At 61.6% G+C, this 14,001-nt stretch carries 12 protein-coding genes; 3 read left to right on the top strand and 9 right to left on the bottom strand.

All coding sequences use genetic code 11. The features are described 5' to 3' along the window. Positions 1-405: 405 nt before the first annotated feature. The 7 genes from V1471_RS04235 to V1471_RS04265 form a co-directional block, all read right to left on the bottom strand. Complete coding sequence (locus V1471_RS04235) at positions 406-1,905, bottom strand: gamma-glutamyltransferase family protein (RefSeq protein WP_434287065.1); 1,500 nt, start codon at positions 1,903-1,905, stop codon at positions 406-408. Next, positions 1,906-3,141, bottom strand: a complete 1,236-nt coding sequence (locus V1471_RS04240) for an amidohydrolase family protein (RefSeq protein ID WP_434287066.1) — start codon at positions 3,139-3,141, stop codon at positions 1,906-1,908. It abuts the gene before it with no gap. Beyond that, positions 3,138-4,622, bottom strand: coding sequence for an NAD(P)-binding domain-containing protein (locus V1471_RS04245; protein ID WP_434287068.1), 1,485 nt, complete (start codon positions 4,620-4,622; stop codon positions 3,138-3,140). Before V1471_RS04245 ends, V1471_RS04240 begins: the two co-directional genes overlap by 4 nt. A gap of 91 nt (positions 4,623-4,713) precedes the next feature. Beyond that, positions 4,714-5,673 (bottom strand): LysR family transcriptional regulator, encoded by a 960-nt coding sequence (locus V1471_RS04250; protein ID WP_434287069.1) that lies wholly within the window; start codon positions 5,671-5,673, stop codon positions 4,714-4,716. Between the two features lie 103 nt (positions 5,674-5,776). Then, on the bottom strand, positions 5,777-6,562 hold the full coding sequence (locus V1471_RS04255) for an ABC transporter permease (RefSeq protein WP_434287071.1): 786 nt from the start codon (positions 6,560-6,562) through the stop codon (positions 5,777-5,779). A 1-nt stretch (position 6,563) separates the two neighbouring features. Beyond that, the gene (locus V1471_RS04260) at positions 6,564-7,358 is read right to left on the bottom strand and encodes an ABC transporter permease (protein ID WP_434287073.1); all 795 of its coding nucleotides are present in this window, start codon (positions 7,356-7,358) and stop codon (positions 6,564-6,566) included. Between the two features lie 9 nt (positions 7,359-7,367). Further along, entirely contained in the window at positions 7,368-8,207 is an 840-nt protein-coding gene (locus V1471_RS04265; protein ID WP_434287074.1) for an ABC transporter ATP-binding protein, read from the bottom strand. Positions 8,208-8,505: 298 nt separating this feature from the next. Between V1471_RS04265 and V1471_RS04270 the strand changes: the two genes are divergently transcribed. Together V1471_RS04270 and V1471_RS04275 are read left to right on the top strand one after the other, a co-directional pair. After that, positions 8,506-9,567, top strand: coding sequence for a questin oxidase family protein (locus tag V1471_RS04270; protein ID WP_434287075.1), 1,062 nt, complete (start codon positions 8,506-8,508; stop codon positions 9,565-9,567). Further along, the gene (locus tag V1471_RS04275; RefSeq protein WP_434287076.1) at positions 9,564-11,069 is read left to right on the top strand and encodes an amidohydrolase family protein; all 1,506 of its coding nucleotides are present in this window, start codon (positions 9,564-9,566) and stop codon (positions 11,067-11,069) included. Before V1471_RS04270 ends, V1471_RS04275 begins: the two co-directional genes overlap by 4 nt. A gap of 24 nt (positions 11,070-11,093) precedes the next feature. Here the strand turns inward: V1471_RS04275 and V1471_RS04280 are convergent, their stop codons facing one another. Next, positions 11,094-12,482: an amidohydrolase family protein gene (locus V1471_RS04280; protein ID WP_434287077.1), complete on the bottom strand. Its 1,389-nt coding sequence runs from the start codon at positions 12,480-12,482 to the stop codon at positions 11,094-11,096. Positions 12,483-12,581: 99 nt separating this feature from the next. After that, positions 12,582-13,592: an ABC transporter substrate-binding protein gene (locus V1471_RS04285; protein ID WP_434287078.1), complete on the bottom strand. Its 1,011-nt coding sequence runs from the start codon at positions 13,590-13,592 to the stop codon at positions 12,582-12,584. Here V1471_RS04285 and V1471_RS04290 point away from each other — a divergent pair. Next, a complete protein-coding gene (locus V1471_RS04290; RefSeq protein ID WP_434287079.1) occupies positions 13,584-13,862 on the top strand; it encodes a hypothetical protein in 279 nt (92 codons plus the stop codon). The genes V1471_RS04285 and V1471_RS04290 overlap by 9 nt on opposite strands. Positions 13,863-14,001 lie beyond the last annotated feature (139 nt).

Genomic DNA, 14,001 nt, shown 5'->3' on the forward strand with positions numbered 1-14,001 from the left:
CACAAAATTGTGCTGCAAATTGTGAAACGTCTTCGACCGTCTCTTCCGGCATCCAGATTGCTCCCATCTATGCGGGTTCGCGAGGAGTTGCGGCATGACGGTGAGCAGAACGTTTGCTGAGGTTGCTTTCGCCGAATCCACGATCGGGCAGAGTTGTCGAACGGGCTGTGATCCTCTAAAGCAGGAAAGACAGAGTCACCATCCTAGCTCTCCGCCTAGGCCTTGAGACGCTTCACGACAGGTAAACTGATCCGGCGCGTGGATGTGCCTTCCTGAGACGGTTGAGAGCCGTAGACAGTTGGTAAGCCGGACCCGCTGCGGACAGTACGACTGGCCAAACTGGGATGAGTTGGAATTGGTCTGACGCCACAGCTGACAGAGCGCTTGAAGCCGCTGCCATGCAGGTCAACGCCGCGGATCGTGCGCGCCTTTAATGTCATGCCCCTCGATCCGTAGACATCCTGCCTGACCGGCCAGAGGGCTTAGACTTTGCAGGATTTCAAGAGTGTGACCACGGTCGGCGAGCTCTTCTTCCGCTCCGATCGGCTCGATTTTCAGAGTGTCGCGATTGCTGGAAAACGTGCGGCCAAGCAGAAAGCGCGGCTGGGCAAGTGCCTCTGTCGGGGACAGATCCCGGTCGATCAGGCCGCGCAGCAAGACCGTGAGGGTCTGTGGCTGGCCATCGGCGCCTTGCGTGCCATACAGCAACCAGGGAGAGCCATTACGGGTGGCGATGCCCGGGTTGAGCGTGTGAAATGGACGCTGTCCGGGGGCAAGACGGTTCGGGCCATCGTCCAGCGAAAAGCCAGCTCCGCGATTGTGCCAGATCACACCGGTGTCAGACAGGACACAGCCGCTGCCCCAGTCGAAATAGGTGCTTTGCAGGGCGGAGACGCAACCGCCTTGGGCATCACGCGCCGCGAAATAGACGGTGTCGGCCTGATGATAGGGCTCGGGCCAGGGCAGGGCGGCCTCAGGGTTCACCCGTGCCGCGCAGGCATTGAGATGGCCGGAGGACAATAGTCCTGTGACCCAGTCCGCTGCATCTTTGCGGTCCCCAAGCTCTTTGCGGTCGAGAAACGCCTGTTTCACCGCTTCGACCATCAGGTGATAATCCTGCGCCGTGCTGCGTGTCGCCTGTGGCTCTGCCGCGTCGAGCCGGGCCAGAATGCCCATGATCTGAAGCGTGGTGATCCCTTGCGTCGGGGGTGGGGGGGCAAAAAGCGTCGCGCCTTTGTAAAGCAGGCGCAAAGGGGCCTCGTTCCGCGCCCGTGTGCGGGAGAGGTCGCTTTGGGTGACCGGCGTGCCAAGAGCGTTCAGATCTTGGGCCAGACGGGAGGCCAGTGGACCGTCGTAGAACGATGCCAACCCGTCCCGGATCAAAAGCGCAAACGTCTCCGCCAGTTCCGGTTGCTTCAAAATCTCGCCTGCGTGCGCAGCGGCATAGGGGCCAAAGCCGGGCCAGTTGTCCATGTCCCCGGCGCGCATGTTGCGCCAGAACTCCTGAGATGTTGTGACGACAAACCCGTCTCGCGCGGCCTGATGTGCCGGGCCAAGCAAATCGGCGAGATCGGGGGCCACATCGAAGAGGCGCAGCGCTTCGGCCCATGTGGAGACGGCCCCGGCGCCCGTGAGGATCGACAAGGGGCCTCGGGGAGATATGTCGCTCACTTCTGAGGTGAAATCAAAGGCTTGTCCGATCCCTGTCAGAGCGCGTACCTGCCCGGAGGCATCCGAGACCATCCAGACGGCATCGCCCCCGATCCCGCAGAAATGCGGCATGACGACAGAGAGATAAGCGCCCATGGCGACGGCGGCTTCGGCGGCACTGCGCCCCTCTTCCAAAAGACGATTGCCGAGGGCCGTGGCCTCAGGATGCGGACTGACGGCGCAGGTTCGGGTCATTTACTGGCCCCGGATCAGGGGGGCGCGCGGCTCCCACAATCGCAGAACTCCGCCCCTCACCACGCCCGTGACCCGGGCGGCGGAGCGGATGGCTCCCGCATAAGAGGGTGCATCGATCAGCACGAAATCAGCGGGCGCGCCGACCGCCGGAGCCGGGGCATCGAGGCGGATCATCCGGGCGGGACTGTCGGTGATCATGCCGAATACGGTCTGCATATCGGCGTCCGAGGCCAGTTGGTCGATATTGGCATAATAATTCCCCATGCGCAGCAGGGACGCGTCGCCAAAGGGTGTGAACGGGTTCTGGACATTGTTGGTGGCCAGAGCGACCGATGTCCCGTGGCCCGCGATGTCCAAAGCGGGGGCAAGGCCGCGCGGGCGCAGCGGATGACCCTTGTCGCCATTGAGAAAACTGTCGGTCGCGGGCAGGACAACAAGACCGATCCCGGCCTCGGCCATCTGTTGCGCGAGATCGGCGCGACGCTCCGGCGTGAAACCCGCGAATTTCGTGGCATGTCCGATGACGACACGCCCCTGCCAGCCGCGTTTGACGGTTTGGGCGATGATCTCCGGCAGGATAGACCCTTCGGGGTCGAGATCGAAATCGGCGTGAAAATCCACATCGACGCCGTATGTCTCGGCCAGATCGAAAACCAGTCCGACATGGGCCACCGGATCGGCATCGGTATAGGGACAGCCGCCGATCAGATCGCCACCGGAGGCCAGCGCCTCCTCGACCAGAGGCAGGGTGTCCATGTCCTGCGTCAGCCCCTCTTGGATGAACACGCAAAGTTGCAGCTCGACCAGGTCGGCCCAGTCCGTTTTCAGCCGCTTCAGCGCCTTGAAACTGCGCAGACCCGCGCGGGGGTCGACTTCGACGAAACTGCGCATTCTCTGGGTGCCGGCGCGCACCGCCATCTCAAGCACCGCGGCGCCGCGGGCATAAACGTCGTCCTCGGTGAAGGCACGTTTGGCGGCGGCGGTGAGGCGCACGGCTTCGGCAAGCGTGCCCTCGCAGATCGGGCAGGAGCCGAGGATCATCGCCTTGTCGAGATGGATATGCGCGTCGGTGAATCCGGGCGACAAAAGCGCGCCTTGCGCGTGGTGACGCGGGACATCGGCGGGCATGTCCGACGCCATGCCGATGGCCGCGATCACGGTATTTTCGATGAGAATAGACTGGCCTGAAGTGCCATCCGGCAGGGAGACATCATCAAGGACAAAAGAGGCAGTCATGCCGAGCGCCTTTCCAGTTCCGCAAGCGCTTCGGCCTCCAGAGCCAGTTTGCGCTGCATGTTTTCGGGGATATCGACCCCCGGCTGATCGAAGGTTTCGAGGAAAGGTACGATCCGGTCCACCTGTTCGTCAAACAAGCGTTCGGTGAGCGCGTCCACAAGTTTCGGTGTGCCGAAACGAAAGGCCCCGATGGAGACCGTGGCAAGCCCGCCCATGCTCATGCCCGCCAGCGCATTATAGGCAAACACACGCTCGATCCCGGGCGCGGTTCCCGGCACGCGTTCCATGAACCGGAATTTGCCGTCGAGATAGGGCGCGTTGAGCCGGGGGCTGTTCTCATCGCCCGAGGGCGGGGTAAAACGATCCGCCCAGAGCGCGGCTTTTGCATGCAGTTTCGCAAGCTCGGGCCGTTTCGTCATGTCGATGGTGACGCCGGTGGCGGCAAAGACGTGATCGAACCGCCAGTCCGCGCGCGGGGTGCGAATGGCGATCTCGTCGCCGGTCCAGCGCACCTCATCCCAGGGCGACCCGAGATGGATGTTGAAATTCTCACAGGCGCAGGCCTTGTGGAAATGGTGCTCCGCCGGGGCCTGGCTCAGACCGCTCATATATTTGGCGATCTCCCATTTATAGGCATCGGGAATGCGGTCGGCATGCACCAGATAGCCACCGTTTTCCAGCTCGCGGATCACATCGCGCATCGGCAATTCCCTGCGCCGCAGGAACATGTCGACACTTTCGGCCCCCGCATCGAGCGCGGTCACCGCCATGTCGAAGGCCGCAGCCCCCGCGCCCAGAATGCCGACGCGTTTGCCGTTGAGTGTGCTTTCGTCGAAAATATCCGCCGAATGGTTCCAGACATGGCGCGGCAGGGTGTCGCGAATGAAGGCCGGCGTTTGCCATTGCCCGCCGCCGTCCATGCCGGTGGCCAACACGACCTGACGCGCGCGCATCACCTGTCCGTCGGCCAGCGTCAGCGTGACGCCGCTCGCATCGAAGTCGATGTCGGTCACACGGGTGTCGTTGCGAATGTCGAGATCGGCACAGGCGCGGAACCAGCGCAGATAGTCCATCCAGACCACGCGCGGCACACGTTTGTTGGCCTCCCACATCTCCTGCCCGTAGGCGGCGATGGTAAAGCTTTCGATGGTGAGCGAGGGAATGCCGCCCTCCATGCCGGTGATCTCTTTCGGAGAGCGGATTTCATGGTTGCGGGCATAGGTTTCCCAAACGCCCTCATAGCCTTTCGGGCTGGCGTCGAGCATCACAACCCCGCGCACCCCACGGCGTTTGAGTTCGAGCCCGGCGGAAAGCCCGCTTTGCCCGGCGCCGATGATGACGATGTTATGAAGCGGCTGGCCGTCCTCTTCCACGGGCATGACCCAGGGCTTGGTGGCGAATTCCAGTATCTCCATCTCACGATGAACCTGCGCGGTCAGCGCGCTCAGGCGCTCCGCGGCGTGCGTGTGGCGTTGGACCATTGCGTCTCCTTATCTGCCGCGTCTCAGGCGCGGCTTTTCAGGGACAGGCTAGTGAGCGTCAGCGTCGCGATACAGCGCCGAATAACGGGCGTCATGTTGCCGGATCGGCAACGGGCACGCACCAGGGGGCAAGCCGTTCGGAAAACCGCTCAAGGGACTGTGCCAATTGCTGCGTCAGAACGGAACTGGCGATCGAGGGGCTGCGGTTCGGATGGGTCCAAAGGCACAAAGAGACGTTTGGCGCCCCGCGCCCGACCAGAGGCACAAGGCACAACTCGCCCCGTTGCAGCGGGCCGAGAATGCCCACCGGGCTGCGGATCGTCAGGCCCAGCCCGGCCAGCACAAAGCCCTGCGTGGCGTCCGAAGAATTGGTCTCGATAAATGGCCGGTGGCGGGAGCCTTCGGTGATCTCGCGGTTCACATGCTCGCCGCCGCCATAGCCGTGGGCCCCGAGGATCATGCGTTCGCTGGCGATCTCTCCCAGCGTCAGTTGCGCCGCACCTGCCAGCGGGTGATCGGGCCGCATCACAACCCCTGAAGGGATCGGGATGGAGATCACCTTGCGCACATCGGTGCGCGAGGGCGGGTTCATCGACAGGCCCAGCTCGGCCTCGCCATGGGCCACCCGCTCCATCACGGTCGACGCGCCCTGAATTTCCACGGAAAAGGTCACGCCCGGGTGTTTGGCGGCAAAGGCGGTGATCTCATCGGTGAGAAAATCACGAGCGATACCGTCCTCGACGGCGATCCGCACATGGCCGCGCCGGAGCGCGCGCATATTGTCGATCTGGTCGATGGCCCGGTCCAGATCGCGTTCGAGATTGCGGATATAGCCATAAAGCACCTCTCCCGCTGCCGTCAGACGCACCCCGTCGGCCACCCGGTCGAAGAGTTTGACCTGCAACTGATCTTCGAGCTTGAGGATCTGCCGGTTCACCGCAGAGGGCGCCGTGGACATGAAATCCGCCGCCTGCCGCATGGAACCGGCGCGGACGGTTTCGGCGAAATAGCGCAGGGCCATGATGTGAACGTGAACGAAACTGTTGGCCATGGGGGACCTCTTTTGTGCGTGACGGCCTTTGGCCTTTGAGACGGCTTTGCCCCCGCGCAATCTCTTGCACGGAGGTGTCCGTTTTTGCGATGGCGTGGCAGGATCAGCGAAGCCTGCGACGCAAAACCCATTTTTCGGCCAAGGCGGCCAGCGCGTAAAACGCCAGTGAGATCAGACAGGCAAGGATGGCCGCGGCCCAGACATTGGGGATGCGGTAGCCCAGCCCGTAATAGACGATGAGATGCCCGAGACCGGCCTCGGAGGCGAGCCATTCGGCGACAAGTGCGGCCACCATGGAACCACAAGCCGACAGTTTGATCGCGGTGAACATAAAGGGCAGCGCCGACGGCAGGCGCACGGTCCACATGATCTGGCGCGGGCTGGCGGAATAGCTGTGCAGCAGTTCCATCATATCCGCATCGGTGTTGATCAGCCCGCGATAGGCATTCACCAACATCGGGAAAAAGCTCAGGAATCCCGCGATGAAAATCTTTGGCCCCATGCCATTGCCGAGCCAGAGGATCAGCACCGGCAGGATGGCGACAACGGGAATGGCTTCGCAAAGGATCGCCAGCGGAAACACCGCGCGTTTGAACGGTTGCCAGCGCACGAACGCCAGCGCCACCAAAAGCCCCGCGAGATTGCCCAAGGCAAAGCCTGCCAGCGCCTCGACCATGGTCACACCCGCATTCACCACCATTTCGCGCCAGTTCTGAATGGCGGCGACGATCACGGCGCTGGGACCGGCAAGGATAAGTTTCGACACGGTGCCGCTTTGATAGAGCGCCTCCCAGCCGATCAGAAATGCGATGCCGAAAAGCAGCGGCAACAGGATCTGACGTTTGCCGAGGCCGGTTCTTTGGTCGGTATTGGAGGCGATCATGGTCATGTCACACCTCCGTCGCCAGCGTGCTGTAGCGCCACGCAAGGCGTTCGATCAGGATGATCAGACCGAGAAGCGCCAGCGTCATGAAGGAGGCGGAAAAGATCGCGGCCCACATGGTGGCCAATTTGAAATACTGCCCGGAGACCATCACAAGATAGCCAAGCCCGGAATTGGAAGCGATCCATTCGGTGACGATGGTGTTGATAAAGGCGGTGCTGGCCGAGACCTTGAGCGCCGAAAACAGAAACGGCAGGGCGGAGGGGAATTGCACCTTCCAGAGGAATTGTGCGGGCGTTGCGGAAAAGGAATGCAAAAGCTCAAGCCGGTCCTGATTGCTCCGAGCCAGCCCGCGCATCATGCCGAGAAAGACCGGAAAATAGGTGGAGATCGCCACCACCACGATGATCGGCGCCGTGCCGCGCCCCATCATCACGACGATGATCGGGGTGAAGACCACAAGGGGCAGCGCGCGGCTGGCCAACGCATAGGGGTAAAACATATCGCGCAGCGCCGGGATGACCGACAGGACCAGCGCCCCGATCAGCCCCGAAACGGCACCCAAAACACAGCCGCCGATCGCCTCCACCGCCGTCACCTTGGCGTGTTTCCAGAGCATGGCGCGATTGCTGATGAACTGATCGAAGATCGATTCCGGCGAGGGCAGGAACCATTTCGGCAAAATTCCGGTGCGGGCGGTCCAGCTCCAGATCAGCACGATGACCACGCTCAACAGGATCGGCGGCAGGATCAGGGACAGGCGACTACGAAAAGACAGGCGGGTGCGCAAAAGAGATGACATGATCCGCCCTCAGCTGTCGTGATCGAGCGCGGTGCGCAGATGCTGTTCATAGGCGGCAAAGCGGGGATCGAGACGCATCTGCGGGGTGCGGCCCCGTCCGAAATCGATGTCGATCACCTCTTTGATCTTGCCCGGGCGCGGGGTCATCACCACCACCTTGTCGGACAGGATCACCGCTTCGGAAATCGAATGGGTGACCAGCAAAAGCGTCGCGCCGGTCTCTTCGAGGATGCGCAAAAGCTCGAACTGAAGCCGGTCGCGGGTGATCTCGTCCAAGGCCCCGAAAGGTTCGTCCATCAAAAGAAAACGCGGGCGCAGGGTCAGGGCGCGGGCAATCGCCGCGCGTTGCCGCATGCCGCCGGACAGTTCGCTGGGCAGGCTTTTCTCAAAGCCTTTGAGCCCGACAAGTTCGATCGCGTTTGCGGCGCGCGCCTCGCGTTCGCCCTTGTTGGTGCCCGAAATTTCGAGCCCAAGCGCCACATTGTCGAGAACCGAGCGCCAGGGCAGCATGGTCGAGCCCTGTTGCACCAGCGCATAAACCCGGTTGGCCCGCGCCTCGGCCGGGGTGGCACCATATAAAAGCGCCTGCCCGGAGGTCGGCTGCACGATATCGGCAAAGACCCGCAGCAAGGTGGATTTGCCACAGCCCGACGCGCCGATCAGCGTGGCCCAGCAGCCCCGTGGCAGATCGAGAGAGACGTCTTCGAGCGCCTGCACCTTTTGTGCGCCACGTTCGAAAATGACGTTGATATTGTCCGCGTACAGCCCTCCGGGCACCTGCGCGGGGGCTGTGTCGACAGAGGAACTCCCGGCAGCGGCGGGCTGCGAGGAGGAAACGAGGGGGCTCATGCCATAATCCTGTGCGTTGGTCGTATTGCGTTCTTTTGGGAAAGCTTGCGGCGGCTTCCCTCGGGGTGCAAACAGCATTTCGGAACCTGCGTGTTGCCGAAACGGCAACGCATAAATCTTATGCGTTCTGCTTTTCAGTGTGTCGGAAAATATGCGGCGCGCTGTTGCCGCTCCGGCAACGGGAGCCGCATTCTCTTTGTTTTCAGTGGGGCATGGCATGTCCCTGCAAAAGCGCCCGGGCCACCCCGCTTGCATTACGGGCCGTGCTGCGCCTCACTCGGGTCAAAGGAGACGCAGCATGTTCCCCCACCTCCCAGAGATTGCCCCCGACAGCCGCGCCGCGCTCGATGCGCTGATCGGGGAGATGCCGAACTACGGCAGCGAATTCACCGGCACATTTGCCAATCACGCCCCGATGGTTCTGATCGCGCAGGCCTTCATGGGCGGCAGCCCGGCGCAGATGCAGCGGTTTTTCGCGGAATATAATGCCTATAAGGGGCTTTTGCCCTTTGCGGACAGCGATTTGACCATCACCGCAGAGACGTGGCAGGCGCATCTGGGCGCGCGCGAACACGAGGCCGCCTATCGCCGGTTCTTCGATGCCGAACTTCATCGGCTCGGGTTGCATGATATGCTCCGGCTCTGGTTGCCACGGATGGCGCCGGGGGTGGGGGCCTCGGCCTTTCATGCGCTGATGCGGATGGCCTATGCTTTGATGAATGACGAAGACGCCGTCGAGGCGTCGCATGCGCTGGCCTATTGGTGTGCGACATGGCTTCAGATGCCCGCGCAGACCGGCACCGCGCCGCTCAGTGCCAATCCGGCGGAGGTGCTGATCTATGCTGGCGGGCTGCCCGGTGTGCGCGATCAGGAGATTTATCCGCTGATCTGGCAAAATATGCGGCAAGCCATGGCGCTTCCGGGGTTCGAAACCGCCGGGGACTGGCTTGAGGTGGACGATACGGTGTTGGAACGCTGTGCTGCGGCCTCTGTCGTGTTGTTCGCGGCGACACAGGATTTCTGCGCGCTCCATGCGCTCACCGGCATGCATTGGATCCGGGTGTTACAGCCCTATCACGCGGCGACGAATGAGATGGTCCGTGCCTTTTGGGCCGGGGCTGTGGGGCTGATGAATGAAATGGGCTTCCCGGAGCTGCCGCCGCCCGAGGCGGTGGAGCGCTGGCGGGCGCTGCCCTGTCCCGACTGGCCGGAGATTTTCGCTGCCGCCTGCCAGAGCTTTGACGAGCATGACCTGTCCGTCACCTTTTCCTGCTCGCAGGAGGAACAGGTTTACGGCGATCCGCTGTATCGTCGTGCGGCGGCACGGCGGCTCGGGCTGATCGGGGAGATGACCGTATGAGCGCGCAAATGAACGATTGCATCATCTTGGCAGGCACGGCCCTGATGGGGGTGAACCCCGCCGGTGAGATGCAGCTGCGACACGACGTGGCGATCCGGGTCCATAACGGGGTGATCGCCCAGATCGGACCGGAACGCGGCATGTTGGGTGGCAACGAACACCTGCCGCGCTATGGCGGCAAAGATTATATCGCCATGCCGGGGCTGGTGAACAGCCACCACCATTTCGGCATCACCCCGCTGATGGCAGGCGTCCCGTTCGAACCGCTGGAATTCTGGCTGCCGCAGTTCCGCGCCATGCGCTCGGTCGGGCATCGGCTCGACACGCTTTACAGCGCGATCGAGATGCTGGAGAGCGGCACCACCAGCGTGCAACACATCGCCAGCGCACTGATCGGCGGGCCGGACGATTGGCACGGCGCGGCGGATCAGGTGATCGACGCTTATGGCGAGATCGGCATGCGCATGGGCTATAGTGTCATGCTGCGCGATCAGAACATCCTGTCCTATGACAGCGACACGGCGCTGCTCGACAGTTTTCCGTCCCATGTGCGCGACTGGTTCGCGCCAAGGCTCCATCCGAAAGGCGGCACACCGCAGGCCTATGTCGAGTTCCACAGCGATCTGGCCAAACGCCATGCCGCCAACCCGCATCTTCGGGTCAATTACGCGCCCGCCAACCTGCATTGGTGCTCCGACGCTCTGCTGGAGACCATCGGCGGCGCGGCCAGAGAGGCGGGGGCACAGGTCCACATGCATCTGATCGAGACCCGGCGGCAGGCGCAATATGCCCGCGAACGGTTTGGCACCTCGGCGGTGAAACATCTCGACAGTTTGGGCTTCCTCGGCGATCACGTCACCTTCGGCCATTGCAACTGGCTCGAAGAGGGCGATGCAGAGGTGCTGGCCGGGTGTCAGTGTTCCGTCTGTCACAATGCCTCCTCGGGGCAACGGCTTGGCAGCGGCAAGGCGGCGGTGGCCGATCTTGTGGCGCGGGGCATTCCGGTCGCCTTGGGCATCGACCAATCGAACATTGCCGATGACCGGGACATGTTGCTTGAGATGAAACTCGCCTGGGCGCTGCATCGGGGAACGGAGATGTTCAACAATCGTTTCGATGCCGCGCAGACAATTCGCATGGCGACCGAGACCGGGGCAAAGACCCTGGGCTATGGCGGGCTGACCGGGCGGCTGGAATGCGGGCAACAGGCGGATGTCGTGCTGATGGACCGGGCCAAGATCGAACGTCCCTTTGTGGATCCGCGCACGCCGGTGTCCGAGCTGATCCTGCATCGAGCCCGCAAAGAGGCGGTGGAAATGGTCTTTGTCGACGGTCAGGTGGTGGTCGAACACGGCAAGGTTACCCGTGTCGACCGCGAGGCCGTGATGGCCGAAATCCGCGACATTCTGAGCCAGCCCTACACGGCGGCTCAGGAAGAGGCTTTGAACATGGTCACGCAGGCCATGCCCAAGATCCGCGCGCATTACGCGCGGTTTGCCTGAAGCCGGGGCAAGGGGAGGCGGGGTTTAAAACCCCGCCTCTTTCCCAACGATCTCTTTCGCGATGCGGCCCAGACGGCCATGCAATTCGTCAGAGGATTGTTTGGCAAGCGGATGCAGGGATTTGCCGTCCTTCTGCACACATTTGCCCCCCACCCAGACCGATTTGAGATTGCGCAGGCTGACCGCCAGAACATAGGTCGCAATCGGGTTCCAGACCGGCCCAAGATCGGGATCGCGCGGATCGACGATCAGGAAATCGGCATATTTGCCGATCTCAAGCGAGCCCACCCGGTCCGAAATGCCAAGCGCAGAGGCCGAGCCCATCGTGTGCAGATACAGCATCTGTTCGACGGTCAGGATCGTCGGGTCCTGATTGGCGGCGCGCTGCATATAAAGTCCGAGGCGCATGTTCTGCCAGGGATCGGACAGATCGGACGCCGCCTGATCGTCGAGACCGACCCCCACGCGCATCCCCTTGTCCAGAAGCCCCGGAATATCGGCAAAGCCCGACCCCAGACGCCCGTTCGCCGCCGGTTGCCAGATCATCGCCACGTTGCAGGCGGCGCATTTGCATTTCATCTCCTCGGTCGGGTGAATGAAATGCCCGAAGATCAGATCGGGACCGAGCGCGCCCGCGTCTTCGTACCATTTGAATTTCGAGCGCTGGAATTCGATATTCTCCGGCGTCTCCAGAAAATGCGGCTGGTTGATCACGCCGAACCGCTTCATGATCGCCACTTCGCGATGCGCGGTCTGCGGATCGCTCGACCATTGCACGGAGCCGGAAATGGCATGACCAAGGTGAAACTCCGGGTGGCCCAGAGAGTTGGCGTAATCGAGACTTTCGCCGAACCGATCCTCGATTTCCGCATCGGTGCCGACCTGATCGTTGATCATCGTCGAATGGATGTAACGCAACCCGGCATCGGATTTCGCGCGGATTTGTTCGAACTGATATTCCACCGGCTTGAACGGCCCGTAGACCATCTCGCGCGCCTCTTCCATATAGAAAGGCAGACGGCTGTCGGCGAAATCATAGGCCGTGGTGGTGCCGTTCGACAGGAAATCGAGCGAGCCGTGCAGGGTGACCCAATAGATGTCCTCGGCATCGCAATGGCGGGTGTAGCGGGTCATGTGATCGGCCCACTCATAGAGCATGCAATTGCTGCCCAAGCCCCGCGAACCGGAGGTCGAAAGATGCGAATGGCCCGACACGAAGCCGGGCGCGACAAAGGCCCCGCCTGCGTCGATCACCTCAGCCGCGGTTGCGCTGAGGGCTGAGGGCGCCTTGCCTTCGCCCATGTCGGAGATTTTCCCCGCCTCATCGACGGCAAGCCAGCCGGTGAAACAGGCGGGATGGTTCGGATCAAGCGTGATGAGGGCCGCGTTTTCGACCAGACAGGTGAGGCTCATGAAGGGGCTCCGGGTAAGTTCTGCGCTGAGTTCTGTGCAAGGAAACGAAAAAAGACAGGCGGACAAAAGCCGCCTGTCTCAGTCCACAAGGGGAGTGGATCAGTATTTCGGCGCGTCTGCCATCTCCAGAATCTCGTTGGTGATGATCGGCGCGGTGTCGAGCACAGTGGAGGTCAGCCCGGCTTCTTTGGCATTCTCTGCGGTTTCCACCCAGATCGCCGGATCAAGCCACATCAGACCGTTTTCCTTGGTCAGATCGCTGATCATGTAATCGACCTGCTGTTCGGAGTGGTAAATCTGCTGATCGACATCGAGACCGTCAGAGAAACCGCCGTTGACGATATATTCGGCCGCCGCTTTCGGATCGGCGAAATAGCTTTCCCAAGCCTTCATTTCGGCGCGCATGTAGCGGGCGAGAATGTCCTTGGACCCTTCCGCTTCGTAGTAATCGGCATCCACGAAATAGGAGTTCATCTGGCTGTTCATGCCATAGTCGCCGATGCTGATCACCGTGGTCGGCACACCCAGATCCTCGATCAGGCGCGGTTCGCTGAAGGCGAAGGTGGTGATCATGCAGTCGATTTTGTCGGCGACGATCAGGGAAATATCGTTCGGCCCGATGGAGGTGATATCGACATCTTCTTTGGAGATGCCGTTTTTGCCGAGGAAAAGATCGCCGTAAGCCGCAGCGATCTGTTTCACGCCGAGACGTTTGCCGACCAGATCGGCGGGTTTTTCGACGCCGGAATCCTGACGGCAGGTCATCGCCACCGGCGTGCGCTGGAACTGGCCCGCGATGATTTTGAAATCTTCGCCCTTGTCGATGCCAGCAAGGATCAACTCGGGGCCGACGATGCCGATGGTGGCCATACCGGAGGCGACCATTTGCACCTGATCGATGCCGACGCCTGCGGGAATGACGGTCACATCGAGGCCTTCTTCCTCGAAATAGCCCATTTCCTTGGCATAGATGGCGCCATAGCTTTCGACATCGGCGATATAGCCGAGAACGACGGTGAGCTTGTCGAGATCCTCCGCAGAGGCGGCGGAAAGACCGCCAAAGCTGGCGGCAGCAAGAGTAAGTGCGTAGAGGGAAGAGGAATGTTTCACGTGCTGTGCTCCGGGTTGGACGGTATCGGTTTTTATTGGCGTTTCTGTGCAGCGTTTTTTGTGGCGTTTTCACCATCGCTTGAAGAAATGCTAGAAAGCCCTCCTGTCGCGCACAACACCCGTTTTCACACTATTGCGTTCTCAAAACCGCAACGCCTCAGCATTCTGCTCGGTTGGCTGACAGCGGGGCTGTCCGAAGAAATTTGGTTTGGCGGGGCAGGGCAGTGTCTTGCGCTTCGCCGTGAGCGCCTTCAGCCGACGAGTGTCTGACACCCCCATGTCGCCAGACTTCGATCCCCGCTTGTCAAACGTCCCATCGCTGATCCCGGCTCCCCTTAACCGTCTGTCTTATTGTTTGGAGAACAGGCTCGCCTTAAATCGAGAACTTTTGCGGGAGCAGGTTCCGTTC

The sequence above is a fragment of the Celeribacter sp. SCSIO 80788 genome (assembly GCF_051054295.1).
In the GTDB taxonomy this organism is placed as follows: Bacteria; Pseudomonadota; Alphaproteobacteria; order Rhodobacterales; family Rhodobacteraceae; genus Celeribacter.

Coding starts and splice junctions, on each gene's coding strand:
- V1471_RS04265 (WP_434287074.1), bottom strand. CDS start 8,207: ATGAGCCCCCTCGTTTCCTCCTCGCAGCCCGCCGCTGCCGGGAGTTCC.
- V1471_RS04280 (WP_434287077.1), bottom strand. CDS start 12,482: ATGAGCCTCACCTGTCTGGTCGAAAACGCGGCCCTCATCACGCTTGAT.
- V1471_RS04255 (WP_434287071.1), bottom strand. CDS start 6,562: ATGACCATGATCGCCTCCAATACCGACCAAAGAACCGGCCTCGGCAAA.
- V1471_RS04245 (WP_434287068.1), bottom strand. CDS start 4,622: ATGGTCCAACGCCACACGCACGCCGCGGAGCGCCTGAGCGCGCTGACC.
- V1471_RS04270 (WP_434287075.1), top strand. CDS start 8,506: ATGTTCCCCCACCTCCCAGAGATTGCCCCCGACAGCCGCGCCGCGCTC.
- V1471_RS04290 (WP_434287079.1), top strand. CDS start 13,584: ATGTTTCACGTGCTGTGCTCCGGGTTGGACGGTATCGGTTTTTATTGG.
- V1471_RS04235 (WP_434287065.1), bottom strand. CDS start 1,905: ATGACCCGAACCTGCGCCGTCAGTCCGCATCCTGAGGCCACGGCCCTC.
- V1471_RS04260 (WP_434287073.1), bottom strand. CDS start 7,358: ATGTCATCTCTTTTGCGCACCCGCCTGTCTTTTCGTAGTCGCCTGTCC.
- V1471_RS04240 (WP_434287066.1), bottom strand. CDS start 3,141: ATGACTGCCTCTTTTGTCCTTGATGATGTCTCCCTGCCGGATGGCACT.
- V1471_RS04275 (WP_434287076.1), top strand. CDS start 9,564: ATGAGCGCGCAAATGAACGATTGCATCATCTTGGCAGGCACGGCCCTG.
- V1471_RS04250 (WP_434287069.1), bottom strand. CDS start 5,673: ATGGCCAACAGTTTCGTTCACGTTCACATCATGGCCCTGCGCTATTTC.